The sequence below is a fragment of the Streptomyces sp. NBC_00239 genome (assembly GCF_036194065.1).
GTDB lineage: Bacteria > Actinomycetota > Actinomycetes > Streptomycetales > Streptomycetaceae > Streptomyces.
Window position 1 is genome coordinate 2,969,282 of the sequence record NZ_CP108095.1, and the last position, 23,770, is coordinate 2,993,051.

The 23,770-nt window shown below is 72.9% G+C and carries 25 protein-coding genes; 12 read left to right on the plus strand and 13 right to left on the minus strand.

Annotated features, from left to right (window positions below):
- Nucleotides 1-531 precede the first annotated feature (531 nt).
- A complete protein-coding gene (locus tag OG764_RS12820; protein WP_328968553.1) occupies nt 532-723 on the plus strand; it encodes a DUF6104 family protein in 192 nt (63 codons plus the stop codon).
- A gap of 108 nt (nt 724-831) precedes the next feature.
- Here OG764_RS12820 and sodN read toward each other — a convergent pair whose 3' ends face one another.
- Nucleotides 832-1,227 (minus strand): superoxide dismutase, Ni, encoded by a 396-nt coding sequence (sodN, locus tag OG764_RS12825; protein WP_328968554.1) that lies wholly within the window; start codon nt 1,225-1,227, stop codon nt 832-834.
- A gap of 135 nt (nt 1,228-1,362) precedes the next feature.
- Between sodN and sodX the strand changes: the two genes are divergently transcribed.
- Nucleotides 1,363-1,806 carry a nickel-type superoxide dismutase maturation protease gene (gene sodX / locus OG764_RS12830; protein WP_328972979.1) on the plus strand — a complete coding sequence of 148 codons (444 nt, stop codon included), beginning with the start codon at nt 1,363-1,365 and terminating at the stop codon, nt 1,804-1,806.
- On the opposite strand, the gene OG764_RS12835 is transcribed toward sodX, so the two are convergent.
- On the minus strand, nt 1,710-2,339 hold the full coding sequence (locus OG764_RS12835) for a CGNR zinc finger domain-containing protein (protein WP_328968555.1): 630 nt from the start codon (nt 2,337-2,339) through the stop codon (nt 1,710-1,712). The two genes, sodX and OG764_RS12835, sit on opposite strands and share 97 nt — an antisense overlap.
- Nucleotides 2,340-2,420: 81 nt before the next feature.
- Here OG764_RS12835 and OG764_RS12840 point away from each other — a divergent pair, with 81 nt between their 5' ends.
- Nucleotides 2,421-3,182 (plus strand): class I SAM-dependent methyltransferase, encoded by a 762-nt coding sequence (locus OG764_RS12840; protein WP_328968556.1) that lies wholly within the window; start codon nt 2,421-2,423, stop codon nt 3,180-3,182.
- Nucleotides 3,183-3,277: 95 nt separating this feature from the next.
- Here OG764_RS12840 and OG764_RS12845 read toward each other — a convergent pair whose 3' ends face one another.
- Genes OG764_RS12845 through OG764_RS12855 form a run of 3 tightly spaced genes read right to left on the minus strand, consistent with a single transcriptional unit; the run spans nt 3,278 to nt 5,969 of the window.
- On the minus strand, nt 3,278-4,045 hold the full coding sequence (locus OG764_RS12845) for an amino acid ABC transporter ATP-binding protein (protein WP_328968557.1): 768 nt from the start codon (nt 4,043-4,045) through the stop codon (nt 3,278-3,280).
- Nucleotides 4,042-4,992 carry an amino acid ABC transporter permease gene (locus OG764_RS12850; protein WP_328968558.1) on the minus strand — a complete coding sequence of 317 codons (951 nt, stop codon included), beginning with the start codon at nt 4,990-4,992 and terminating at the stop codon, nt 4,042-4,044. Before OG764_RS12850 ends, OG764_RS12845 begins: the two co-directional genes overlap by 4 nt.
- 29 nt (nt 4,993-5,021) lie before the next feature.
- Nucleotides 5,022-5,969 carry an ABC transporter substrate-binding protein gene (locus OG764_RS12855; RefSeq protein WP_328968559.1) on the minus strand — a complete coding sequence of 316 codons (948 nt, stop codon included), beginning with the start codon at nt 5,967-5,969 and terminating at the stop codon, nt 5,022-5,024.
- Between the two features lie 531 nt (nt 5,970-6,500).
- Between OG764_RS12855 and OG764_RS12860 the strand changes: the two genes are divergently transcribed.
- Nucleotides 6,501-7,703, plus strand: a complete 1,203-nt coding sequence (locus tag OG764_RS12860; protein WP_328968560.1) for an NAD(P)-dependent malic enzyme — start codon at nt 6,501-6,503, stop codon at nt 7,701-7,703.
- Nucleotides 7,704-8,124: 421 nt separating this feature from the next.
- Nucleotides 8,125-9,087: a zinc-binding dehydrogenase gene (locus OG764_RS12865; protein WP_328968561.1), complete on the plus strand. Its 963-nt coding sequence runs from the start codon at nt 8,125-8,127 to the stop codon at nt 9,085-9,087.
- A 457-nt stretch (nt 9,088-9,544) separates the two neighbouring features.
- On the opposite strand, the gene OG764_RS12870 is transcribed toward OG764_RS12865, so the two are convergent.
- Nucleotides 9,545-10,579 (minus strand): helix-turn-helix transcriptional regulator, encoded by a 1,035-nt coding sequence (locus tag OG764_RS12870; RefSeq protein WP_328968562.1) that lies wholly within the window; start codon nt 10,577-10,579, stop codon nt 9,545-9,547.
- Nucleotide 10,580: 1 nt separating this feature from the next.
- Nucleotides 10,581-11,525, minus strand: a complete 945-nt coding sequence (locus OG764_RS12875; protein WP_328968563.1) for a DUF4097 family beta strand repeat-containing protein — start codon at nt 11,523-11,525, stop codon at nt 10,581-10,583.
- A gap of 184 nt (nt 11,526-11,709) precedes the next feature.
- Between OG764_RS12875 and OG764_RS12880 the strand changes: the two genes are divergently transcribed.
- Nucleotides 11,710-12,540: a hypothetical protein gene (locus OG764_RS12880; protein WP_328968564.1), complete on the plus strand. Its 831-nt coding sequence runs from the start codon at nt 11,710-11,712 to the stop codon at nt 12,538-12,540.
- A 128-nt stretch (nt 12,541-12,668) separates the two neighbouring features.
- Complete coding sequence (locus OG764_RS12885) at nt 12,669-13,340, plus strand: GOLPH3/VPS74 family protein (RefSeq protein WP_328968565.1); 672 nt, start codon at nt 12,669-12,671, stop codon at nt 13,338-13,340.
- A 183-nt stretch (nt 13,341-13,523) separates the two neighbouring features.
- On the opposite strand, the gene OG764_RS12890 is transcribed toward OG764_RS12885, so the two are convergent.
- Nucleotides 13,524-14,462, minus strand: coding sequence for a LysR family transcriptional regulator (locus OG764_RS12890; RefSeq protein ID WP_328968566.1), 939 nt, complete (start codon nt 14,460-14,462; stop codon nt 13,524-13,526).
- A gap of 218 nt (nt 14,463-14,680) precedes the next feature.
- Between OG764_RS12890 and snpA the strand changes: the two genes are divergently transcribed.
- Complete coding sequence (gene snpA, locus OG764_RS12895; RefSeq protein WP_328968567.1) at nt 14,681-15,343, plus strand: snapalysin; 663 nt, start codon at nt 14,681-14,683, stop codon at nt 15,341-15,343.
- A gap of 30 nt (nt 15,344-15,373) precedes the next feature.
- On the opposite strand, the gene OG764_RS12900 is transcribed toward snpA, so the two are convergent.
- The 5 genes from OG764_RS12900 to OG764_RS12920 all read right to left on the minus strand — a co-directional run bounded on the left by OG764_RS12900 (nt 15,374) and on the right by OG764_RS12920 (nt 19,467).
- Nucleotides 15,374-15,592, minus strand: a complete 219-nt coding sequence (locus tag OG764_RS12900) for a hypothetical protein (RefSeq protein ID WP_328968568.1) — start codon at nt 15,590-15,592, stop codon at nt 15,374-15,376.
- 26 nt (nt 15,593-15,618) lie between these two features.
- The gene (locus OG764_RS12905) at nt 15,619-16,200 is read right to left on the minus strand and encodes a dihydrofolate reductase family protein (protein WP_328968569.1); all 582 of its coding nucleotides are present in this window, start codon (nt 16,198-16,200) and stop codon (nt 15,619-15,621) included.
- A 75-nt stretch (nt 16,201-16,275) separates the two neighbouring features.
- Entirely contained in the window at nt 16,276-16,878 is a 603-nt protein-coding gene (locus tag OG764_RS12910; protein ID WP_328968570.1) for a GNAT family N-acetyltransferase, read from the minus strand.
- Nucleotides 16,879-17,032: 154 nt separating this feature from the next.
- On the minus strand, nt 17,033-18,061 hold the full coding sequence (locus OG764_RS12915; protein WP_443056209.1) for a family 2 encapsulin nanocompartment cargo protein polyprenyl transferase: 1,029 nt from the start codon (nt 18,059-18,061) through the stop codon (nt 17,033-17,035).
- Nucleotides 18,058-19,467 carry a family 2B encapsulin nanocompartment shell protein gene (locus tag OG764_RS12920; protein ID WP_328968572.1) on the minus strand — a complete coding sequence of 470 codons (1,410 nt, stop codon included), beginning with the start codon at nt 19,465-19,467 and terminating at the stop codon, nt 18,058-18,060. Before OG764_RS12920 ends, OG764_RS12915 begins: the two co-directional genes overlap by 4 nt.
- 234 nt (nt 19,468-19,701) lie before the next feature.
- Here OG764_RS12920 and OG764_RS12925 point away from each other — a divergent pair, with 234 nt between their 5' ends.
- The 4 genes from OG764_RS12925 (at nt 19,702) to OG764_RS12940 (ending at nt 23,275) form a co-directional block, all read left to right on the plus strand.
- Nucleotides 19,702-20,178, plus strand: a complete 477-nt coding sequence (locus OG764_RS12925; RefSeq protein WP_328968573.1) for an RrF2 family transcriptional regulator — start codon at nt 19,702-19,704, stop codon at nt 20,176-20,178.
- 140 nt (nt 20,179-20,318) lie between these two features.
- Nucleotides 20,319-21,509 carry a globin domain-containing protein gene (locus tag OG764_RS12930; RefSeq protein WP_328968574.1) on the plus strand — a complete coding sequence of 397 codons (1,191 nt, stop codon included), beginning with the start codon at nt 20,319-20,321 and terminating at the stop codon, nt 21,507-21,509.
- A gap of 178 nt (nt 21,510-21,687) precedes the next feature.
- Nucleotides 21,688-22,278 (plus strand): N-acetylmuramoyl-L-alanine amidase, encoded by a 591-nt coding sequence (locus OG764_RS12935; protein WP_328968575.1) that lies wholly within the window; start codon nt 21,688-21,690, stop codon nt 22,276-22,278.
- Nucleotides 22,279-22,309: 31 nt separating this feature from the next.
- Nucleotides 22,310-23,275, plus strand: a complete 966-nt coding sequence (locus OG764_RS12940) for a 1-aminocyclopropane-1-carboxylate deaminase/D-cysteine desulfhydrase (RefSeq protein WP_443055910.1) — start codon at nt 22,310-22,312, stop codon at nt 23,273-23,275.
- Nucleotides 23,276-23,770: the final 495 nt, after the last annotated feature.

A 23,770-nucleotide genomic window follows, 5' to 3' on the forward strand; every position in this document is an offset into this window, starting at 1 on the left:
GGGCGGCCCGTGCAGCCCGTACGGCCCGTACGGGCCCGCAGGCGATCCGGCCGATCCGGGCGGCTCGGCCGCCCCGTTCGACCCGGCCGGTCCGGGCGGCCCCGCCGGTCCGTACGGCACTCCGTACGGGCCCGCCGTGCCCGTCGGGCCGGGGGCCGTCACGGTGCCGTCCCGGGCCGGGTGGCGGGGGCCGGCCGGGCAGGGGGGCGGGACCGGGTGGCCTCGGGTCGATGCGCGGTGCGTACGTCGCCCTGGGTGCCGGCGTGGCTCATCGGTGATCCTCCCGCTGCGGACGCTCCATCCCTGCCCGCCGGACCCGACCGCCTAACGTCGGAATGCGGTCAACTCCGCTCGTTCCAGAGGACTTTCGATCAGTCCGCGGCGCCCGCGCACCTCCGGGAGGGGCGCCCGCACCGGCGCTCCGGGCACGGCCGGGCGGCGGTACGGGCAGGGGCACGGGGACCTGCGGCGGGGCGGACTATCCTGATCGGGAACGTCCCACCCGATTTCCCACCCGGCACGGAGCCTGTTGTGTACTTCACCGATCGCGGCATCGAGGAACTGGAGAAGCGGCGCGGCGAGGAGGAGGTCACCTTCGAGTGGCTCGCGGAGCAGCTCCGCACCTTCGTCGACCTGAACCCCGACTTCGAGGTCCCGGTCGAGCGCCTGGCCACCTGGCTGGCCCGTCTCGACGACGAGGACGAGGACGACGCGGACGAGTAGCCCGCCCGGGCCCCGCGGCGAGCGCCCGCCCGTTCCGGAGAACGTGCGAAGGCCCGGTCGGAATCCGTCGGATTCCGGCCGGGCCTTCGCACGTGCGGGCGAGGGGGCTCAGGCGGCCTTGGTCGCCCAGAAGATCTCGTCGATCTCCTTGATGAGCTCGAGGGCCTTCTGGCCGGTCGCCGGGTCGTTCGACGCCTTGGCGGCCGAGAGGGCCTTCAGGGTGTCGTTGACCAGCTGGTGCAGCTGCGGGTACTTCTCGAAGTGCGGGGGCTTGAAGTAGTCGCTCCACAGCACCGAGACGTGGTGCTTGGCCAGCTCGGCGCGCTGCTCCTTGATGACGAGCGCGCGGGCGCGGAAGTCCGCGTCCTCGTTGGCCTGGTACTTCTCCTGGACGGCCTTGACCGACTCGGCCTCGATACGGGCCTGGGCGGGGTCGTACACGCCGCAGGGCAGGTCGCAGTGGGCACTGACCGTGGCCCTCGGGGCGAACAGGCGGGAAAGCATGGAGTGGTCCTCCTCGTGATCGTCTTCTCAGGTGGGAGATTACTCCGTGAGAAAGCGGATTTCGCGGTCACCCCCAGGGGCTTAGGACAAAAGTCCAGGGCCATCCTGGGACGGGTGAGCGAACGTACGGACCGGATGCGGGCCGGATCGGGAGGTGTGCGGGTGCTGGGGCCAAGATCGTCCAGGGTGCCGTTCGAGGTGGTCGAGGTGACCGGGCCGTCGATGGCGCCGACCCTGCTCGACGGCGACCGGCTGCTGGTGCGCTTCGGCGGCGGCGTCCGTCCGGGCGACATCGTGGTGCTGCGGCACCCCTTCCAGCAGGACCTCCTGGTGGTCAAGCGCGCGGCCGAGCGCCGCCCGGGCGGCTGGTGGGTGCTGGGCGACAACGCCTTCGCCGGGGGTGACAGCACCGACTACGGGACGGTGCCCGAGGACCTCGTCCTGGCCACCGCCCGGCTCCGGTACCGGCCCCGGGGGCCCGGTCAGAGCTCGCTGGCCGCCCGGCTCTCCTGGGCGGTGTCGGCACTGCGCCCGCTGTTCGCCGACGCCTCGGCCTCCAGCCGCTTGCGGGCCCGGTAGGCCGCCACGTTGGCGCGGGTCGCGCACCGGTCGGAGCAGTAGCGCCGGGAGCGGTTGGTCGAGGTGTCGAGGTAGGCGTTGCGGCACGGCGGCGCCTGGCACAGGCCCATCCGGTCGGCGCCGTATTCGGTGAGGTGGAAGGCGAGTCCCATGGAGGCGATGGCCGCATAGCCCGCGGTCGCGTTGGAGGGGTGGTCGGCCAGGTGCATGTGCCAGCGCGGCCGGCCCTCGTCGTCGAGGTAGTCGTGCCCGGAGATCTGCGGGCTGACGGGGAACTCCAGCAGCAGCGAGTTGAGCAGGTCCACCGCGAGGGTGTGGTCGGCGCCGTCCGCCGCCTCGAAGATCGCGCGCAGCCGCGCCCGTACTCCCCGGAACCGCGTGAGGTCCGCGTCGGTGGCCCGGCGGGCCATCTGCGAGGCGGCGCCGAACAGGGCGCGGACGGCCTCCACCGAGGTGAGGGAGTCCTTGTTGCGGGCCGGCTCCTCGGTGTTGACCAGGCGCACGGCATAGTCCGAGTAATAGGCCAGTTCCACTTGTAGTCCTTACGGCGGCGGTCTAGGGTTTCGGTAACAGCTGATTAGGCTTCTAGGGTATTACGTACGGAGGGGTTCGGGATGTCCGATACGAGGACCGGTACCGACTGGCAGGCCTGGCAGGAGAGCTGGGACCGACAGCAGGAGTGGTACATGCCCGACCGCGAGGAGCGGTTCCGGGTGATGCTGGACATGGTCGAGGCGCTCGTGGGCCCGGCCCCCCGGGTGCTGGATCTGGCGTGCGGTACGGGAAGTATTACGGACCGCGTCCTCAAGCGGTTCCCGGATGCCACCAGTACGGGCGTCGATCTGGACCCCGCCCTGTTGACCATCGCCGAGGGCTACTTCGCGGGCGACGCGCGGGTCTCCTTCGTGACGGCGGACCTCAAGGACCCCGACTGGGTCTCGCTGCTCCCCCACGACACGTACGACGCCGTGCTGACGGCCACCGCCCTGCACTGGCTGCACAGCCCCGACCTGGAGGTCCTGTACGGGCAGCTCGCCCCGCTGGTCCGCACCGGCGGCGTGTTCATGAACGCCGACCACATGCCCGAGCCCGCCACGCCGGGCATCAACGCGGCCGAGCGCGCCCACCGGCACGCCGGCATGGACCGGGCGCGCGCCGCGGGCGCCCTGGACTGGGCCGACTGGTGGGCGCTGTGCGCCGCGGACCCGGTCCTCGCGGAGCCGACCCGGCGCCGGTACGAGATCTACGGGGAGCACGCCGACGGCGACACCCCCTCGGACGCCTGGCACGCCCGCACCCTCCGGGAAGCCGGCTTCACGGAGGCCCGCACGGTCTGGCGCTCCCCCTCGGACGCCCTGGTGCTCGGCCTGAAGTGATCCCCCGCCGCGGCCCCCGGACGGCCCGGACACGGCGGAGGGGCGGTACGGAGTCGATCCGTACCGCCCCTCGCGCTTACCGCGGGTACCGGGCCCTACAGCACCTTGGAGAGGAACGCCTTGGTGCGGTCGTGCTGCGGGTTGGTCAGGACCTCGCGGGGGTGGCCGGACTCGACCACGACACCGCCGTCCATGAAGACCAGGTTGTCGCCGACCTCGCGGGCGAAGCCCATCTCGTGGGTCACCACGATCATGGTCATGCCCGACTCGGCCAGGTCCCGCATGACGTCGAGGACGTCGCCGACCAGCTCCGGGTCGAGCGCCGAGGTGGGCTCGTCGAAGAGCATCAGCTTCGGCTCCATGGCCAGCGCGCGGGCGATCGCCACGCGCTGCTGCTGGCCGCCGGAGAGCTGGGACGGGAAGTTGTTGCCCTTGTCGCCCAGGCCCACCCGGTCGAGCAGCCGCACGGCGCGCTCGCGCGCCACCGCCTTCGACTCGCCCTTGACCATGACCGGGGCTTCCATGACGTTCTCGATGGCCGTCATGTGCGGGAACAGGTTGAAGCGCTGGAAGACCATGCCGATGTCCCGGCGCTGGGCCGCGACCTCGCTGTCCTTCAGCTCGTACAGCTTGTCGCCCTTCTGGCGGTAGCCGACGAGCTGGCCGTCGACCGACAGCCGGCCGGCGTTGATCCGCTCCAGGTGGTTGATGCACCGCAGGAACGTGGACTTGCCGGAGCCGGACGGGCCGACCAGGCAGAACACCTCGCGCGGGGCCACCTCCAGGTCGATGCCCCGCAGGATGTGCGCGGCGCCGTAGGACTTGTGGACGGCCTCGGCCTTGACCATGGGCTGCGCGGTCATCCCGACACCTCCGAACGCTTGAACATGTTCAGGTTTTTGCGTACGCGCTGGAACGGCGTGGGCGGCAGGCTGCGCAGCGAACCGCGGGCGTAGTGCCGCTCCAGGTAGTACTGGCCGACGCTGAACACGCTGGTGAGCGTCAGGTACCAGATGGAGGCCACGAAGAGCATCTCCATCACGGCGCCGGCCGTGTTGCCGATGTTCGTGGACGCCCGGAGCAGTTCGGTGTACTGCACGGCCGAGACCAGCGACGAGGTCTTGAGCATGTTGATGAACTCGTTGCCCGTCGGCGGCACGATCACGCGCATCGCCTGCGGCAGGACCACCCGGCGCATCGTCTGCACCTGGGTCATGCCCAGGGCGTGCGAGGCCTCGGTCTGGCCCTCGTCCACCGACTGGATGCCGGCCCGGACGATCTCCGCCATGTAGGCGCCCTCGTTGAGGCCGAGGCCCAGCAGGGCCACCAGCCAGGGCGCCATGACCTCGACGGTCTCGTCCTTGTAGATCGGCCCGAGGTCGATGTACTTGAAGATCAGCGCGAGGTTGAACCACAGCAGCAGCTGGACGTAGACCGGGGTGCCCCGGAAGAACCAGATGTAGAGCCAGGCCACCCCGCTGGTGACGGGGTTCTTCGACAGTCGCATCACGGCGAAGAGGACGCCGAGGGCCAGACCGAGCGCCATGGCGCCGATGCTGATCGTGATGGTGTTCCACAGGCCGCTCAGGACCGAGGAGTCGAAGAGCTTGTCGCCGACCGTCGCCCAGATGACGTTGCCCTGGGAGAAGGCGTAGACGAGCCAGCCGAGGAGTACGACCACGATGACGCCGCTGAGCCAGCGGCCGTAGTGGCGCACCGGGATGGCCTTGATCGCCTCGTACGGAGTACCCGAGGCGCCGGGCCCGGCCGGCGGATTGTCGGCCGGACCCTTGTCGATCTTGTCAGTCACAATGACTGCCCTTCAGTGGTGCGCGTGTTTCAGGAACCGGCGTTGACGGTCGCCTGGGTGACGGCGCTGTCCTTGACGTTCCACTTCTCCAGGACCTTGGCGTAGCTGCCGTCCTTGATGATGGCGTCGAGTGCTTCCTTGACGGCGTCGCGGAGCTGGGTGTTCTCCTTGCTCACGCCGATGCCGAACAGGCCGACGTCGCTCTGGCTGCCGGCGAGCTCGAAGTCGTTGCCGCCGCCCGAGGTCTTCGCCGTGTAGGCGGCGACCGGGTAGTCGTTCATGGCCGCGACGGCGCCGCCGGCCTTCACACGGGTCTGGGCCTCGGAGTCGGTGTCGAAGGCCTGGATGGTGAGCTTCTTGTCACCGCACTTCTTGGCCTGGGCCTTGAAGGTGTCCTCGTAGATGGTGCCGCGCTGGACCGCCACCGACTTGCCGCAGAGGTCGTCCAGGGACTTGATGCCCTGCGGGTTGCCCTTCTTGACGATCAGCGAAAGACCGCTGGAGAAGTAGTCGACGAAGTCGACACCCTTGCCGATCTTCTTGCCGGAGTCGTCCAGGCCCTCCTGGCGCTTCTTGTTGTCCGTGATGGACGACATGATCAGGTCCTGGCGGCCGGTGTAGATCGAGGTGATCAGGCCGTCGAAGGTGCCGGAGACGAACTCCATCTTGACGCCGAGCTGCTTGCCGATGGCGTCGGCGATGTCGGGGTCGATGCCCACGATCTTGCCGCCCTCGGTGAACTCCATCGGCGCGTACGCGGCGTCCGTGCCGACCTTGATGACACCCGAGTCCTGGTACTTCTTCGGCAGCTTCGAGAACAGCGGCGCAGCGTTGGTCTTCGCCGTGGCCCCGGCGTCGCTGCCGTCGGTCTGGTCGCCACAGCCGGTCAGGATGAGGGCGCCGGCGACCGCGATGGCGCTGACCGCGGCGATCCGGGACCGGGCGGCGGTCGTACGACGGGTGGTGCTAGCGGTCATGAGCTGGTCCTCCGGCGGGGATGCAGAAGCGGGGCCGAAAATGGTCGGGCACGCACCTTCGAGTGTCGCGACCTCGTGTGATTACGGCATCTTGCCATTCGGACCGCATGAATCGGACGGCCAGCCAGGTCAAAATCGGATAACGGGTACCCCAGGTTGCCCAACATGCCTGCGGACAAGCGTGATCGCGACCGCAATTCCTGGCGCGAAAGGCGCCTCGGGCACCATTTTTTCCGGCGTGTCTCGGTGCTTGGACTTGCTTCCACGGACTTTTAGGCGAAACCGGACAACAGGCTTAAAGTCACAGGGGAATCGACTCGTCTGGGCGAGTGTTCTTCGGGTAGAACAGATCCTTACACCCCTCATCCGGGGCTCAGGGCGCGTGTGCGGCGCGCCCGCGCGTACGTACCTCCCACTCCGAGGGAGGCGGGCATACCGCCATGCCGAAGCCGGAGCTCGAACGCGGTGCCCGCCCACCCCTCAACCAGGAGTGGCAACCCTCAACTGATTAAGACTTAAGGGGTCAAACAAGTGGCAGCGGAGATCGTCAATCCTCGCAGCGACAGCGTCACGGACAACAACCCCGATGCGGCCTTCGCGCTGCACCGGGGCGGCAAGATGGCAGTGCAAGCCACCGTGCCCGTCCGTGACAAGGACGACCTGTCCCTCGCTTACACGCCCGGCGTCGCGAAGGTGTGCAGCGCCATCGCCGAGCAGCCCGAGCTCGTCTACGACTACACCTGGAAGTCCAACGTGGTCGCCGTCGTCACCGACGGCACGGCCGTGCTCGGACTCGGTGACATCGGGCCCGAGGCCTCCCTCCCCGTGATGGAGGGCAAGGCCATCCTCTTCAAGCAGTTCGGCGGCGTCGACGCGGTCCCGATCGCGCTCGACACCAAGGACACCGACGAGATCGTCGAGACCGTGGTGCGCCTCGCGCCGTCCTTCGGTGGGGTGAACCTGGAGGACATCTCCGCGCCCCGCTGCTTCGAGATCGAGCGCCGCCTCCAGGAGCGCCTCGACATCCCGATCTTCCACGACGACCAGCACGGCACGGCGATCGTGACGCTGGCCGCCCTGCGCAACGCCGCGAAGCTCACCGGGCGCACGCTCGGCGACCTGCGCGCCGTGATCTCGGGCGCGGGCGCGGCGGGCATCGCCATCGCCAAGTTCCTGGTGTCGGCCGGTATCGGCGACGTGTGCGTCACGGACCGCAAGGGCGTGGTCTCCGCCGACCGTACCGACCTCACGGACGTCAAGCAGGAGATCGCGGGCCTCACGAACAAGACCGGGCAGACGGGCAGCCTGGAGGACGCGCTGGCGGGCGCGGACGTGTTCATCGGCGTCTCCGGCGGCACCGTGGCGGAGGAGGCGGTGGCCACCATGGCGAAGGACTCCTTCGTCTTCGCCATGGCCAACCCGAACCCGGAGGTCCACCCGGACGTCGCGCACAAGTACGCGGCCGTCGTGGCCACGGGCCGCAGCGACTTCCCGAACCAGATCAACAACGTGCTCGCGTTCCCCGGCATCTTCGCCGGCGCGCTCAAGGTCCGGGCCTCCCGGATCACCGAGGGCATGAAGATCGCCGCCGCCGACGCCATCGCCGGTGTCGTGGGTGACGAGCTCGCCGCGGACTACGTGATCCCGTCGCCGTTCGACGAGCGGGTCGCCGAGGCGGTCACCGCCGCGGTCGCCGCCGCCGCGCGCGCGGAGGGTGTCGCCCGCCGCCCCTGACGCCTGCCACGGCCGACGGACCACCACGGGCCGCGCCGCTTCCCTCCGGGGAGGCCGGCGCGGCCCTTGGCGTTTCGCGGCCTTTGGTGCTTCGCGGCCCCCGGCGGTTGGCAGCCCTTGGTGCTTCGCGGCCTCCGGCGGTTGGCGGCCCCTGGCGCGTTGCGGCCTCCGGCGGTTGGCGGCCCCTGGCGCGTTGCGGCCCGGGCGTCTGCGGCTGGTGGCGTTTCGCGGCCCGCGCGTCCGGGGCCCGTCGCGTTCGGCTGCCGCCGGACGGCGGGTCGAGGTCCGCTCGCCGGCGGGTCGAGGTCCGCTCGCCGGCGGGTCGAGGTCCGCTCGCCGGCGCGTCAATGCGACGAAGGACTCACCGGTGGCGGGCCGGCAGGTCTGGTCCGGTCGCGGTACCGGCCGGTAGCGTCTGGCCATGTTCGCTGCATATGCCGCTCGTATCGACCGTGACCACCCCCTCGACGGCCTCGTACTGGGCGAGCGCCCGGCCCCGCAGGCCCGGCCCGGCTGGGTGACCATCAATGTCCGCGCCGCCTCCCTCAACCACCACGACCTGTGGTCGCTGCGCGGGGTGGGGCTGTCCGAGGACAAACTCCCCATGATCCTGGGCTGCGACGCGGCCGGGGTGGACCAGGACGGCAACGAGGTCGTCCTGCACTCCGTGATCGGCCAGAGCGGCCACGGCGTCGGCCCGGACGAGCCCCGCTCCATCCTCACCGAGCGCTATCAGGGCACGTTCGCCGAACAGGTGACCGTGCCGGCGTGGAACGTGCTGCGCAAGCCGGCCGGGCTGTCCTTCGAGGAGGCCGCCTGCCTGCCCACCGCCTGGCTCACCGCGTACCGGATGCTGTTCACCAACGCCGGTGTCCGTCCCGGCGATTCCGTCCTCGTCCAGGGCGCGGGCGGCGGGGTCGCGACCGCCGCGATCGTGCTGGGCCGGGCGGCCGGCCTGCGGGTCTTCGCGACCAGCAGGGACGCGGCCAAGCGCGAGCGCGCGGTGGAACTGGGCGCCCTGGAGGCCTTCGAGCCGGGCGCCCGGCTGCCGCACCGGGTCGACGCGGTCATCGAGACGGTGGGCGCGGCCACCTGGTCGCACTCGATCAAGTCGCTGCGGCCGGGCGGCACCCTGGTGATCTCGGGCGCGACCAGCGGCGACCGCCCCGCGCACGCCGAGCTGACCCGCATCTTCTTCCTCGAACTCCGGGTGGTCGGCTCCACGATGGGGTCGAAGGACGAGCTGGAGGACCTGCTCGCCTTCTGCGCGACGACCGGGGTCCGCCCGGTCATCGACGAGGTGCTCCCCCTGGACCGGGCGCGCGAGGGCTTCGAGAAGGTGGAGTCCGGCGACCTGTTCGGCAAGATCGTCCTGACGGTCTGAGACGCGGCCCAGGCGGAGGCGGGTCCCGGGCAGCCCCCGGCAACCCCGTCGCACCCTTCAACCCCTTGCGGGATAGCAGCCCCTCCGGCGTTCGAGGAGCGGATCCGGGCGGAGCCCGGCAACCCCGCCGCACCCTCCAGCCCCTCCGGCGCTTGAGGAGCGGGCCCAGGCGGAGCCCGGCAACCCGTCGCACCCTCCAGCCCCTCCGGCGCTTGAGGAGCGGGCCCAGGCGGAGCCCGGCAACCCGTCGCACCCCTCAGCCCCTCCGGCGCTTGAGGAGCGGGTCCGGGCGGAGCCCGGTGCCCGGCGTCAGCCGGGTTGTCTTGGGGCTCCGCCCCAAACCCCGCGCCTCAAACGCCGGCGAGGCTGAAATTCGCGCCCGCAGGGTCGGCAAAGCTGGAATTTGCCGCCCAGCGGGCCGCGCCCGGAGGGTCGGCGAAGCTGGGAGTCGGGCCGGCTACGGTCGGCCGTCCGCAGGACGCAGGGTGCGGCCGAGGGCCTCGGCGGCAGCCGCGAGGTGTCCGCGGGCGTCGCGGAGCTGGTCCGGGGAGACGCCGTGGTCCCGGGCCGCGTCCCGGACGTCGTCGCGGAAGCGGTCCAGCAGCCGGTCCAGGTCCCGCGCCGGGTCCCCGGACCGCGGCACGTCGGCCGCCCAGCCCGCCACGTCGCCCGCGTCCCGGGCGGGGTGCGGGTCCTGCGCGGAGTGCGGGTCCCGGCCGGACTGCGGGGGCGGCGCGTCGTGCGGGGGCGGGGTGTCGGGCGGGGCGGCGGTGTCGGGGTGCTGCGGGGCCTTGTCCTGGCCCAGCCAGGACGACGCCTCCCGGGCCAGCCCGCCCAGCTGCGAGGTGAACTCCGTGAAGCCCTCCCGGACCCCCATCTTCGTGAACTGGTCCTGCATCTGGCGGGCGATGCGCTGGACGTCCTCGCGCGCCTTCTCGTGCGCCTCCTGGGCCTGGCGCCGCGCGTTCTGCGCGTCCTCCCGGGCCCGGCGGCTCTCGTCCTTGGCGCGGCGGGTCTGCTCCTTCCACTCCTGCTTGGCGCGGCGCAGCTCCTCCTTCGCCGACTGCCAGGCCTCGCTGTCCAGGAACCCGTCCTCGCGCCGGTGTTCGGAGGCGGCGGCCGCGGCCCGCATCTCACGGCGCAGGTCGCCGGCGGCGCCGCGGACGTCGTCGCGTATCTCCGCGGCGAGTTCGGCCACGGACTCGCGGATCTCCAGTTCCAGGTCGGCGAGTTCACCGCCGCGCCCGGCCAGTTCCGCACGGCCGGCGTCGGTGATCGAGTACACCTTGCGGCCGCCCTCGGTGGCGTGCGTGACGAGCCCCTCGGCCTCCAGCTTGGCGAGCCGCGGGTACACGGTGCCGGCGGAGGGCGCGTACAGGCCCTGGAAGCGCTCCTCCAGCAGGCGGATCACCTCGTACCCGTGGCGGGGTGCCTCGTCGAGCAGCTTGAGGAGGTACAGGCGCAGACGGCCGTGAGCGAAGACGGGCGGCATGTCAGAGCACCTTCTTGTCGAGGTCGGAATCGAGGCCGGAGCCGAGGCCCGGGTCCGGAGCGGGGGCGGCGTCGGGCGTGGCGGGCGTGTCGCCGGGCGCCGGTTCCGGGCGGCGCAGCAGGGCGATGGAGCCGGAGAGGGTGGTGGCCTTGAGGGTGCCGGTGCCCGCGCCGAGCGTGCCGGTGATCCGCTTGGCGCCGAACTGGCCGGAGACGCGCAGGTCTTCGAAGGCCGTGGAGACGGCGCCGCCCGCGGTGTTCGCGTCCACCCGGGCGTCCGCGGGGTGCGGCAGCCGGATCGCGACCTTGCCGGACACCGAGGTCACGTTGATCTCGGCGGGGCGGCCGGCCGGGTCCAGGTCGAGGACCATGTCCCCGCTCACCGACTCGGCCTTGACGCCGGCGCCCGGGCCGTCGACCACGGTGATCTCGCCCGAGACCGAGCGGACCCGCAGGCCGCCGCTGACGGACTGGGCCTCGATGGCGCCGGTCACGGTCTCCGCGCGGACCTGGCCGGAGAGCCCGACGAGGGTCACGTCCCCGCTGACGGCGCGGACCTCGGCGGGGCCGGAGATCCCGGAGACCACGGTGCTCGCGGCGACCGCGCCGACCTGGACGCGGGTGCCTGCGGGCACGGCGAGGGAGACCACGGCGGTGCGCTGCCATCCGTCGCGGTCGAACCAGTTCTTGAAGCTCGTCCAGGGCAGGTCCTCGTAGGCGACGGTCAGGACGCCGTCCGCCAGGGTGACGCGCAGCGGCGGGCCCGCGACCTGCGAGACCTCCAGCCGGGCGGTGCCCGGGCCGGTGCCGTCGGGCCCGCCGGGATCCGCGGGCTCGGCTCCCACCACGTTCACGGCGCCGTTCACGACCCGTACGGAGAGCTCCGCCACCGGCTCCTCGAAGGAGAGCTTCTGCGGTTCGCTGACCGACCACGTCGACTGGGTCATGGGACTGGTCCTCCTCGGGTCCGGCGGCGGCTCCGACGCAACATATCGCGTCTCACACCAGACACGATATATCGCGGTGAAGTGAAGTCAAGCGTGCCCCGGCGAGCGGACCCCCGGGATCGGAGGATTCGAGACGAGATGAGCCCTATGCCGCCAGATGAGCGATTTGGCTTAGCGTGTGGGCATGCCGATCTCCATGACGACCGCCGGCGGGCTGCTCCTGTGCCGCGCCGAACCGCCCGCCGTGCGCCCCGGCGCCCACCTGCTGCGCGAACGGCTGGTGCTCGCGCCGGCCGGCACCGGCTGGAGCGTGCTCACCCCGCAGGACAAGCCCTGGCGGGCCCGGAACACCCCCGCCGGCGAGGTGCACCAGGTGGGCGACGTGCTGGAGGGCTGGGCCACGGCGCTGGCCGTCGGCACCAACTGGCCGGTGCTGGGCCTGTGGTGGGACGAAGGCCGGACCGGCTTCGCCCTCGCGGCCGGATTCCGCCGCACGGTCGCGTACGGCTGGCAGGCCGACGGCGCCCCCGAGGGCGACCCGGACGCGCTGCGGACCTTCGCGGCCCGGCTGGGGCTGGATCCGGTCATGGACATGGAGGACCTGGAGGCGCTCACCCGCCCGGACGCGGCCGCCGGCGGCCGGGCCAGGATGCTCGCACTGATCGCGGTGCTCGCCCGCGCGGACCTGGCGCTGCCGGCCGGGCTGGCTCCCGGGGAGCCCCCCGAGCGGCTGCGCGCGGCGGCCCTGGTGGCACCCGGCGCCGAGACCGTCGAGTGGTCGGGCTGGCGGGACGCGGTCCGGGCCGAGCTCGACGCGGTGGACGGCGGCCCGCTCGGCCCGTGGGTACGCGGGCCCCGGGCGCGGCTGCTCGGCGCGGCCCAACTCGCCGCCGGTGCACCGCTGATGCTGTGGGGCGCGCGGCGGCGCAGCCCCGGCTGGGCGGCGGCCGGGGCGGTGCTGGCGGCGCACGGAGCACTGTCCCTGGCCTACGACCGGGCCCGCACCGCGTCCTGACCGCCGGCCCCGGAACCGCCGCCCGGCCCCGTACGTCCCCTGTATCCGTGGACGGGTGCACGCACGTGCGCACCGGCACCCATACGAGCACGGACACGGGCACGACGGAACGGGGACGGGGAACGCGGATGCGGGTCACGCTGGGCGAGGAGATCATGCTGCTGGCGCTGGACGACACGTCCGGCGCGGCGCACGAGCGGGCGGCCGCGGGCTGGGCGGTGGCGGCCGGCACGCTGCTGGAACTGACGCTGGCCGGACGGCTGTCGGTGGCGGGCGACCGGCTCGACGTCCTCGGCACCGCGCCGACCGGCACCCACCTCCTGGACGGGCGGCTGCGGCTGGTCCACGACTGGGCCGAACGGCGACGGCGGCCGGCCGCGGGCGACTGGCTCGCCCGGGACCGGGCCGCGGCGCCCGGCGCGACCGCCGACAGCCTGCGGGCGCGGGGGCTGGTGGTCGAGGTCGGGCCGCGGGCCCTGGGGCTCTTTCCGGTACGGCGGGGGCCGGGGGCGGACGGGCAGGCGGAGCGGGAGCCGCGGGCGCGGCTGGCGGGGGTGGTGCTGGCGGGCGCGGCCCCGGACCCCCGTACCGGTGTCCTGATCTGGCTGCTGCACACGGCCCGGCTGCACCGGCTGGCGTTCCCCGATCTGGATCGCGGGCAGGTCGAGCCGCGGATGGCGGAGCTGTCGGAAGCGCACTGGGCGACCCCCGCCCTCCGCACCACCCTCCGCACCCTCCACCCCCGCCCCGGAGCCCACCCCCCACCCTGGGGCGAACCGTCCACCCTCGCCGGCGTCTGAGGCGGACCCCAGCCAAATCCAGCCTCGCCGGCGTTTGAGGCGCGGGGTTTGGGGCGGAGCCCCAGGAGGGCAACCCGGCTGACGCCGGGCACCGGGCTCCGCCCGGACCCGCGCCTCAAACGCCGGCGGGGCTGAAGCGGGGGGCGCGGGACGATCAGCGCGGCGGGCTGGAGGGGCGCGCGGTCAAGGTGCGGCCAGCAACGGGCTGCGGGTGCGGCGGAGCCAGTCACGGTAGGCCGCGGGGCGCAACGCCGCCTCCCGGTACGCCGCGCGCAGGTCCTCGTACACCTCCCCGTACCCGCCCCCGGCCCGCGTCACGAGCAGCAGCCGGACGGCGAGCGGGTCGCCGCGCAGCGGCCGGATCGCCATGTCCTCGCGGGGGCCCGAGGTCGGCTGGCAGGGGGCGACGGCCTCGCCGTTGACCACCAGCGAGGTGGCCGTGTGGTAATCGCCGTGCAGGAAGCGGGGGTTGAAACCGGCCGCGGCCAGGACCCGCCGCAGCCCGTCCCATTCGCCGTCCACGGAGGGGTCGACCATCCACCGGTCGCCGGCCAGGTCGGCCAGGTCCACCACCGGGCGGCGGGCGGCGGGATGGTCGCGCGCCATGGAGACGAACTGCGGCTCGCGTTCGACCAGGACGCGCTGCACCAGCCCGCCGGGCATCCGCAGCGGACAGCCCTCGACCTCGTGCACGAAGGCCACGTCGAGCTGCCCCGAAGCCACCATCCGCAGCAGCGCGTTGGCCGATACGTCGACCATGAGCGAGGTGTCGGCGGCGGGCAGTCGGGCGCGCAGCCGGCGCAGCCAGCCGGGCAGCGCGCGGCTGGCGGTGGAGCCGATCCGCAGGCGGGGCCCGTCGGCGGCGGCCCGCGCCTCGGCGACCAGGGCGGCCATCCCGTCGAGCAGGGGCCGGGCCCGGCCGAGCACGGCGCGGCCGAATGGCGTGGGCCGGCAGCCGGAGCGTTCGCGCAGGAACAGCTCGCCGTCCAAGGCCTGTTCTATGCGGCGCAGCTGGGTGCTCAGCGAGGGCTGGCTCACGCCGAGTTGCCGGGCGGCCTTGTGCAGGCTGCCCTCGTCCGCGATGGCGCACAGCGCGCGCAGGTGCCTCACCTCAAGCTCCATGACCCGAGGGTAGGTCGGCCCCCTGGACCGCACCAGCCACTGGCGAACCACCGATTTCCGCCATTCTCACTGCAGTTGACGAACCGTCGAATTCCAGCCCGGACCGTGACGATAGCCCGGTCCTATCGGTGACTGGCATCATCCGCCGGCGGCATCCGCTCCCCCAGACTCCGGTACCGAACGACCGCCCCGTTCACCGGATGAAGTTGGAGCCCCCCATGCGCCAGCACCGCACCACCGCTCTCGCCTCCATACTCGGCCTCGGCCTCGCCGCGGCCCTGGGCGCGGCACCCGCCGCCAGCGCCGCCGCACCGGCCGTCCCCGCCGGCTCGGCCGCCTCGTACGCCGCCTACGAGAACTCGAAGGAGAACGCCGCCGCGAACCGGGCCTTCTTCGCCGCCGTCATGAAGTCGGTGGCCGAGAAGCGTGCCGCGAACCCCGGCGCGGCGTCCGTCACGGTCTACTACAGCACCCGCAACGCGCCGAGCTTCCGCAGCCAGATCTCCCGCAGCACCCAGATCTGGAACGGCTCGGTGAGCAACGTGAAGCTCCAGGAGGTCAGCTCCGGGGCGAACTTCTCGTACTACGAGGGCAACGACTCGCGCGGCTCGTACGCCAGCACCGACGGTCACGGCCGGGGGTACATCTTCCTCGACTACCGGCAGAACCAGCAGTACGACTCGACGCGCGTCACCGCCCACGAGACGGGTCACGTCCTGGGCCTGCCGGACCACTACTCGGGCCCGTGCAGCGAGCTGATGTCGGGCGGCGGTCCGGGCACCTCCTGCACCAACGCGTACCCGAACTCCGCCGAGCGCACGCGCGTGGACTCGCTGTGGCGCAACGGCCTGACGGCCGCCGCCGCGTCGCTCAACCACTAGCGGCCGCGGTCGCGGCCGGTCCGTCCCCGGCTACCCGGGGACGTACTCGGGGCAGTCCGGATGCCGGCAGGGACCGGGCCGCCACTGCGGCACGAAGGCCCCGAGGGTCTTGTGCCGCTTGATCACCGTCTCGACGGGCCGGCCGCAGGCCGGGCAGGTGAACTCGACCCGCCCGGCCTGCGGCTCCGGCGCGTCCGCGGGCTCCGGCGTCTCGTGCGCCCCGTGGGTATGGTGCGTCTGGTCAGCCATGCCTCCACGGTAGGCCCGCGGGCCCGTCAGCGCTTGCGCGCGTACGTGCTCACGGTGGCGCCGTTGCCGAAGGCCTTGGTGCTCTGCAGCGTCAGCTCGCGCAGCGCGAAGCCCGTCCTGGACATCGGCATGCCGGAGCCCAGGAAGAGCGGGTAGGTCTTGATCACGAACTCGTCGATCTCGTCGGCGAGCTGCCCGGCGAGGTCCGCGCCGCCGCACAGCCAGATGCCGAGACCCTCCTGGGCCTTGAGCTCGCGGACCCGGGCCGCCACGTCGCCGCTGACGATCTCGACCGCGGGGTCGGGCGAGACGGCCAGGGACCGGGACGCCACGTACTGCGCCAGGTGGGCGAAGGGGCTGGTGACGCCCTCCTTGAGCCCCACTTCGTAGCTGCCGCGGCCCTGGATGACGGCGTCGAAGTGCCGTCCTTCGGGCAGCGTGAGCCCGAGGGCCGCCCGGACGTGCGTGGGGATGGTCTCCGGATATTCGGCCGCCATCCATTCCAGGTACTCGGGGTCGAGCAGGCGGGTGAAGAACTCGCCGTCGCCGGTCGGGTCACCGATGAAGCCGTCGACGGAGGTGGCGACGTAGTACGTGAGCTTGCGCAAGCGCTGTCCTCTTCCGGGAGGGTGAGGCGGCCGTCCGATGCGACCACTTCGCAGAAAGTACTACGGGTGAAGTGGTTAGGCAACGGTGTTCTGCGGCTTGCGCCACATCGGCCACATCAGCGGCCCGTCCGGCAGCCGCACCGCGTCCCCGGTGAACGCGAAGCCGAGCCGCTCGTAGAGCCCGCGGCTGCGCTCGCTGCTCGCCTCCAGGTACGCCGGCACTCCCTCCCGGTCGCAGCGCTCCAGCACCGGACGGATCAGCTCCGTGCCCAGCCCCTCCCCCTGCCGCCCGGGCGCCACCGCGATCATCAGCAGGTACTCGTGCTCCTCCGCGGTCGGGTGCACCGCACCGGTGAGCCGGCCCACCAGCTCGCAGCGTTCGTTGTCGGGGTCCGCGACCGCCCGCATCCGGGCCGGCACCTCGTCCTCGCCCTCGGGCTCGCCCGCCGGGATCCGCAGCCACAGCGCGGCCGCCGCGCCGTCCTCCGCGTAGTCGACCCGCCCCTCGGCGAGGGCCACGTCCACGAACACCCCGAGGAACTTCCCGTGCACGGCGCTCCGGTGGACGGGGTCGGGGAACACCCAGCTGCTCACCGGATCCTCCCGGAAGGCCTCGTCCAGCAGCGCCGCCACCGCGTCGCGGTCGCTCTCCAGGGCCTGGCGTATCCGAAGTCCCACAGCGTGCCACCTGTCACTCTCGAATCGGTCAACGATGCGAGCAGATCCTAGAGTTGCGGCGGCGCCGCCATGCCGCAGGGCCCGCCCGCCTGACCGAAACGGTCCTGCGGACGGGCCCCGGGCCGCGCCTGTCCTCGATTCCCCCTCCGGCCCCCTACCGGGTGCGCCGGGTCACGAACTCCGCCAGTGCCAGCAGCCCGTCGGCGGCCGCCGGGTCCGGTACCGCACGGGACAGCTGCTGCACGGCCCGCCCCATCCGGTCCGCCGCGTGGGCCTGCGCCCAGTCCCGCCCGCCGGCCCGCTCCACCGCGTCCGCCGCCCGCCGTACGTCGTCCCCCGCCATGGGGCCCGCGTACAGCCGGGCCAGCTCCTCCCCCGCCGCGGTGCCCGAGGTGAGGGCGGCCACGACCGGGAGGGACTTCTTGCGGGCGGCCAGGTCCGCGCCCGCGGGCTTGCCGGTGTGCTCCGGGTCGCCCCAGATGCCGATCAGGTCGTCGATGAGCTGGAAGGCCAGCCCCGCCTCCCGCCCGAAGCCGTCGAGCGCCTCCACCTCCTCGTCGCCGGCTCCGGCGTACAGCGCGCCCAGCGCGCAGGAACACCCCAGCAGCGCCCCGGTCTTGGCCATGGCCATCGCCAGGCAGGCGTCCAGGGACACCTCGGCCTGCCGCTCGAAGGAGCAGTCCGCCTGCTGTCCGGCGGACAGCTCGATCACGCAGGCCGCGAGCCGGGCCGAGGCCCGGGCCGAGGCCGGGTGCGGATCCTCGGCGAGGAGCCGCAGGGCGAGCGCGAGCAGGGTGTCCCCGGCGAGGAGCGCGTCCGGTATCCCGAACACCGTCCACGCCGTGGGACGGCCGCGGCGCCGCGCGTCCTCGTCGATGATGTCGTCGTGGAGGAGCGTGAAGTTGTGCGCCAGCTCCACGGCCGCCGCGGGCCGTACCGCGGCCGCGGCCGTACCGCCCAGAGCCGCGGCGGCCGCGAGCACGAGGGCCGGACGGATGGCCTTGCCCGCGTTCCCGGAGGCCGGCCGGCCGTCCGCGTGCTCCCAGCCGAAGTGGTACATGGACACCCGGCGCAGCGAGCCGGGCAGCCCCTCGACGGCCCGGCGCAGCTCCGGGTTGACCGTTTCTCTTGTCGCGTCGAGGAGGGCCGCGGCCTCCTGCCCCTCGACGACGGGCGCGCTCAGCTCCAACGACCGATCTGGACGTTCTCCAGTACGCCCAGCGCGTCCGGGACCAGCACGGCGGCCGAGAAGTAGGCGGTGACCAGGTACGAGATGATCGCCTGCTCGCTGATGCCCATGAAGCGGACCGACAGGCTCGGTTCCAGCTCGTCGGGGATGCCCGGCTGGTGGAGGCCGATGACGCCCTGGTTGTCCTCGCCGGCGCGCATGCACAGGATCGACGTGGTGCGGGCGTCGCTGATCGGGATCTTGCTGCACGGGAAGATCGGCACCCCGCGCCAGGCCGGGATGTGGTGCCCGTCCACCTCGGCGGGCGTCGGGTAGATCCCGCGCTTGTTCATCTCGCGGCCGAAGGCGGCGATCGCCTTGGGGTGGGCGAGGAAGAACTTCGAGCCGCGCCGCATGCTGAGGAGCGCGTCCATGTCGTCGGGGGTGGGCGCCCCGTCGTGCGGCTGGATGCGCTGCGAGTAGTCGGCGTTGTGGAGCAGGCCGAACTCGCGGTTGTTGATCATTTCGTACTCTTGGCGCTCGCGCAGCGCCTCGACCGTGAGCCGCAACTGCTGCTCGGTCTGGTTCATCGGCTGGTTGTACAGGTCGGCGACGCGGGTGTGCACCCGCAGCACCGTCTGCGCGATGCTGAGCTCGTACTCGCGCGGCCGGGCGTCGTAGTCCACGAAGGTGCCGGGCAGGACGGCCTCGCCGACGTGGCCGGCGGAGAGGTCGATGGCGGCCTCGCCGTGCTTGTTGGTGCGCTGGGCGGGCATCGAGCGGACGTGCTCGACGTGCGCGCGCAGCGACTCGACGCGGTCGGCCAGGAGCTGGAAGTCCTGGCGGCTGAGCACCAGCGCAGTGCCGGGGGTGGTGGCGCGGGCCGTGAACTCCCAGATCGCCTCGTCGTCGACGAGGCTGTCCTCGCCGAAGTACGCGCCGTCCGCGACGGTGCCGAGCACGGCGTCCTCGCCGTAGGGGCCGGGGCCGACGTGCTCGATGCGGCCGTGGGCGACGAGGTAGACCTCGTCTGCCGGGCTGCCGAAGGACGTCAGCTCCTGGCCCGCTTCGAAGTCGATCTGCCGGCAGCGCCCGGCGAGCTCCTCGAGGGCCGCCGGGTCGTCGTACGCGCGCAGCAGCGGCAGTTCGCCGAGCTCCGCCGGAATGACCTGGACGCGGTCGCCGGTCTTGATGAAGGTGACGCGACCGTCGCCCACCGAGTAACTCAGCCGCCGGTTCACCCGGTACGTACCGCCCTGGACCGAGACCCAGGGGAGCTGCTTGAGGAGCCACCGGGAGGTGATCTCCTGCATCTGCGGCACGGACTTGGTGGTGGTTGCCAAGTTCCGTGCGGCCGAGGTCGCGAGACTGCGCTGCGGCAGAGCTTGGGCCTCGGATTCGGAACCTGCCTGGACCGACATGTGTTTCCCTTTCGATCACTCCATGGATCTGCGGGACGGAAGCCTTCCAGCACGGTGCGCGAAGGGGCCATTACACAAACGAGTGGGACTACTTCGCACAGGCGTGGGCACGTTCTGGAGTTCAGCTACACCGCACGGCGGACCGCCAGTTCCGGCCACTTCGGGAGGGCCCCTCCCGCACCCCCGTCGGCGCTTTAATTTGCGTCGCAGATGCAAGTTTTCTACGGTGGGGCCATGCGCCTGACCCGATTCACCGACCTCGCCCTGCGCGTGCTGATGCGCCTGGCGGTCGACGACGGCGACCTCCCCACCACCCGGGACGTGGCCGCGACCATGCAGGTCCCGTACACGCACACCGCCAAGGTGGTCGCCCGGCTGCAGCACCTCGGGCTGGTCGAGGCGCGGCGCGGCCGCGGCGGCGGGCTCGCCCTCACCGCCGCCGGCCGCGCCGCGTCGGTCGGAGGTGTCGTGCGCGAGCTGGAGGGCGCGGACGACGTGGTGGACTGCGAGGGCTCCACCCCCTGTCCGCTGCGCTCGGCCTGCGTGCTGCGCGGGGCGCTGCGCAGGGCCCAGGAGGCCTTCTTCGCCGCCCTGGACCCGCTGACCGTGGACTCCCTGGTGGCGGCACCCACCGGCCCGCTCCTGCTCGGCATCACGGGCGGCCCCGCGGGCGCCTCCGGGGCGCGGTCGGCGGAACGGCCCGGCGCCTAAGGCCTTTTGGCCGATACCGGTCGGATCCCCCGGCGGCCGCGCCGACCCCGGCCGCCCAATCGAACGAAAAGTCGATTCACGAGACACCCCCTTCGCGGCTTTAAATGCGAACCTCACATACCAATTCTTGAGGAGCCCCGATGCTGTCCGAGAAGTCCGCCGAGACCGTCCGCGCCACCCTGCCCGCCGTCGGCGCGGCCATCGGCGACATCACCGAGCTGTTCTACGCGAAGCTGTTCGCCGCCCACCCCGCGCTGCTGCGCGACCTGTTCAACCGCGGCAACCAGGCCGCCGGCCTCCAGAAGCAGGCCCTGGCCGGCTCCATCGCCGCCTTCGCGACCCACCTGGTCGCCCACCCGGACAGCCGCCCGGACGTGATGCTCGGCCGCATCGCCCACAAGCACGCCTCCCTCGGGGTCACCCGCGAGCAGTACCCGGTGGTCCACCGGCACCTCTTCGAGGCCATCGCGGAGGTCCTCGGCGACGCGGTCACCCCCGAGGTGGCCGCGGCCTGGGACGAGGTCTACTGGCTGATGGCCAACGCCCTGATCGCCATCGAGGAGCGCCTGTACGCGGCGCGGCAGGTGGCGGCCGGCGACGTGTGGCGCGACTGGCGGGTGGCCGCCCGCACCGAGGAGACCGCCGACTGCGCCACCTTCCGGCTGGTCCCCGCCGACGGCGCGCCCGCCCCGGCGTTCCGGCCCGGCCAGTACGTCTCCGTCCAGGTGGAGCTCCCCGACGGCGCCCGCCAGATCCGCCAGTACAGCCTCACCTGCGCGCCCGGCGCGTCGGACCGCTCGCTCACCGTCAAACGGGTGCACGGCGGCCCCGGCCCGGACGGCGAGGTCTCCCGCCACCTGCACGCGCACGTCCGCCCCGGCGACACCCTGCGGGTCTCCGCCCCGTACGGCGACCTGGTCCTGGCGGGCGGCGACGCGCCCGTGCTGCTCGCCTCCGCCGGCATCGGCTGCACGCCGATGGTCTCGATGCTGGAGCACCTGGCCGACACCGGCTTCGGCGCGTCGGTCACGGTCGTGCACGCCGACCGCTCGCCCGCCGACCACGCGCTCGCCACCGACCACCGCGGCCTGGCCGGCAAGCTGGCCGACGGCCGGACGTACTTCTGGTACGAGGACGGGGCCGCGGACCCGGACCTCGCCGGGCGGGTGGACCTGACGGCCGTCCCGGTGCCCGCCGGCACCCGCGCCTACCTCTGCGGCCCGCTCCCCTTCATGCGCGCCGTACGCGGGCAGCTCCTCGCCAAGGGCGTCCCGGCGGCCGACATCCACTACGAGGTCTTCGGCCCGGACCTCTGGCTCGCGAGCGCCTGAGCCCGTCGCCACCGCCGACCCGGCACGCGGCACCCGGCCCCTCGCGACCGTCACGGCGGGTGACCGGATCGGCTCGCACGGTGTACGAAAGGGGTAGCCCCGGAAGGGGTTGCTCCGGTACACCCGCGGTACGGGAGGCCGCGACCGGCGGCCGTCACGTCCGCAAAGGAGGCCACCGGTGGCCGAACCCATGTCCGCGGGAGAGTTCAAGCAAGCCCTGGTCAACGAAGGACTCACGGTCGTCGAGGTCGGCGACTGGCGCAGCCACAACCGCAATCACAAGGGCCCCTGGGGGCCGGTGCACGGCGTGATGATCCACCACACCGTCACCCGCGGCACGGCGGACACCGTCCGTATCTGCCGGGACGGCCATTCCCGCCTCCCCGGACCGCTGTGCCACGGCGTCATCACCAAGGACGGCCGGGTCCACCTGGTCGGCTACGGCCGCGCCAACCACGCCGGCTCCGGCGACCACGACGTCCTGCGGGCGGTGGTGGCGGAGAAGGCGCTGCCGCCGGACGACCGGGCGGACACCGACGGCAACAGCCACTTCTACGGCTTCGAGTGCGAGAACCTCGGCGACGGCGAGGACCCGTGGCCGGCCGTCCAGCTCGACGCGATCGCCCGGGCGGCCGCGGCCCTGTGCCGCCGGCACGGCTGGACCGCCCGCTCGGTCATCGGCCATCTGGAATGGCAGCCGGGCAAGGTGGACCCGCGGGGCTTCACCATGCAGTCGATGCGGGACCGGGTGCACGCGCACCTGAAGTGAGCCGGCCCGTCCGGTTCGCGACAATGAGGGGGTGACCACCGCTCCCCCCGCCGGCCCGGGCCGCCCCGGCCCCGGCCGTCCGGGTCCCGATCCGCTCGCCGCGCTCGGGGCCCGCCTCCCCTCGCCCGTGGCCGAGGTGCACGACGACCGGTTCGCCCGGCACGGCGTACGGCTGCTGCTCAAGCGGGACGACCTCGTGCACCCGGAGCTCCCGGGCAACAAGTGGCGCAAGCTCGGCCCGAACCTGCGGGCGGCCGCGGCGGCCGGGCGGCGGGAGCTGGTGACCTTCGGCGGGGCGTACTCCAACCACCTGCGGGCCACCGCGGCGGCCGGCCGGCTGCTCGGACTGTCGACCGTGGGCATCGTCCGCGGCGACGAGCTGGCCGCGGTCCCGCTCAACCCGTCCCTGGCCCGGTGCGCGGCCGACGGCATGCGGCTGCACTTCGCGGCGCGTTCCGCTTACCGGCGCAAGGCCGAGCCGGCCGGGCTGGCCGAGTTGCTGCGGGCGGCCGGGGCCGCGGACGCGTACGTGGTCCCGGAGGGCGGCAGCAACGCCCTGGCGGTACGCGGCTGCGCCGAGCTGGGCCGGGAGCTGCGGGGGCTGGCCGACGTGGTGGCGCTGGCCTGCGGCACCGGCGGCACCCTGGCGGGGCTGGCCGCGGGCCTGGGCCCGGGCGCCCGGACCCTCGGCGTGCCGGTGCTCAAAGGCGGCTTCCTGGCGGCGGAGATACGTTCCCTCCAACAGGCGGCCTTCGGCGGCCCGGCCGGCGACTGGGCCCTGGAGGAACGGTTCCACTTCGGCGGCTTCGCCCGGGTCCCGGACGAACTGGATGCCTTCGCCGCGGACTTCGAGGACCGCCACGGACTCCCGGTGGAACGGCTGTACGTCGCGAAGCTCCTGTACGCGCTGAGCGCGTGCGCGGCCGAGGGCGCGTTCCCCTCCGGCACCACGATCGCCGCAGTGATCACCGGCCCCCCACTCGCCCCCACCCCCTGACCCCGCACCACGTCGACCCGCCACACCCGGGGTCGCAACCCCTGCCCCGCCTACGCCTTGAGCGGCAACCCATGCCCCGCCGGTGCCCGGTGGGCACCGTCCAGCCTCGCCGACGCCCTGTGGGCACCGTCCAGCCTCGCCGGCGTTTGAGGCGCGGGTCCGGGCGGAGCCCGGCAAACCCCCCGCACCCTTAAGCCCCTCCGGCGCTAGACCCTTAAGCCCCTCCGGCGCTTGAGGAGCGGGTCCGGGCGGAGCCCGGTGCCCGGCGGAGCCGGGTTGCTTGGGGCTCCGCCCCAAACCCCGCGCCTCAAACGCCGGCGAGGCTGGGATTCGCGCACGCAGCACCGGCAAGCCCGGAAGTTGCACCTCAAGGCACCGGCGAGGCGGTGAGTTGCCCCAAGGCACCGACGAGGCGGGGAGTTGCCCCGGGGCGCCGGCGAGGCTGGGAGTTGCCCCGGGGCGCCGGCGAGGCTGGGAGTTGCCCCAGGGCGTCGG

Excerpts from the sequence above, each read along its gene's own strand:
- sodN (WP_328968554.1), bottom strand. The coding sequence starts at position 1,227 with ATGCTTTCCCGCCTGTTCGCCCCGAGGGCCACGGTCAGTGCCCACTGC.
- sodX (WP_328972979.1), top strand. The coding sequence starts at position 1,363 with ATGCGGGCCGGATCGGGAGGTGTGCGGGTGCTGGGGCCAAGATCGTCC.
- OG764_RS12840 (WP_328968556.1), top strand. The coding sequence starts at position 2,421 with ATGTCCGATACGAGGACCGGTACCGACTGGCAGGCCTGGCAGGAGAGC.
- OG764_RS12845 (WP_328968557.1), bottom strand. The coding sequence starts at position 4,045 with ATGACCGCGCAGCCCATGGTCAAGGCCGAGGCCGTCCACAAGTCCTAC.
- OG764_RS12855 (WP_328968559.1), bottom strand. The coding sequence starts at position 5,969 with ATGACCGCTAGCACCACCCGTCGTACGACCGCCGCCCGGTCCCGGATC.
- OG764_RS12865 (WP_328968561.1), top strand. The coding sequence starts at position 8,125 with ATGTTCGCTGCATATGCCGCTCGTATCGACCGTGACCACCCCCTCGAC.
- OG764_RS12870 (WP_328968562.1), bottom strand. The coding sequence starts at position 10,579 with ATGCCGCCCGTCTTCGCTCACGGCCGTCTGCGCCTGTACCTCCTCAAG.
- OG764_RS12875 (WP_328968563.1), bottom strand. The coding sequence starts at position 11,525 with ATGACCCAGTCGACGTGGTCGGTCAGCGAACCGCAGAAGCTCTCCTTC.
- OG764_RS12880 (WP_328968564.1), top strand. The coding sequence starts at position 11,710 with ATGCCGATCTCCATGACGACCGCCGGCGGGCTGCTCCTGTGCCGCGCC.
- OG764_RS12885 (WP_328968565.1), top strand. The coding sequence starts at position 12,669 with ATGCGGGTCACGCTGGGCGAGGAGATCATGCTGCTGGCGCTGGACGAC.
- OG764_RS12890 (WP_328968566.1), bottom strand. The coding sequence starts at position 14,462 with ATGGAGCTTGAGGTGAGGCACCTGCGCGCGCTGTGCGCCATCGCGGAC.
- snpA (WP_328968567.1), top strand. The coding sequence starts at position 14,681 with ATGCGCCAGCACCGCACCACCGCTCTCGCCTCCATACTCGGCCTCGGC.
- OG764_RS12900 (WP_328968568.1), bottom strand. The coding sequence starts at position 15,592 with ATGGCTGACCAGACGCACCATACCCACGGGGCGCACGAGACGCCGGAG.
- OG764_RS12920 (WP_328968572.1), bottom strand. The coding sequence starts at position 19,467 with ATGTCGGTCCAGGCAGGTTCCGAATCCGAGGCCCAAGCTCTGCCGCAG.
- OG764_RS12925 (WP_328968573.1), top strand. The coding sequence starts at position 19,702 with ATGCGCCTGACCCGATTCACCGACCTCGCCCTGCGCGTGCTGATGCGC.
- OG764_RS12930 (WP_328968574.1), top strand. The coding sequence starts at position 20,319 with ATGCTGTCCGAGAAGTCCGCCGAGACCGTCCGCGCCACCCTGCCCGCC.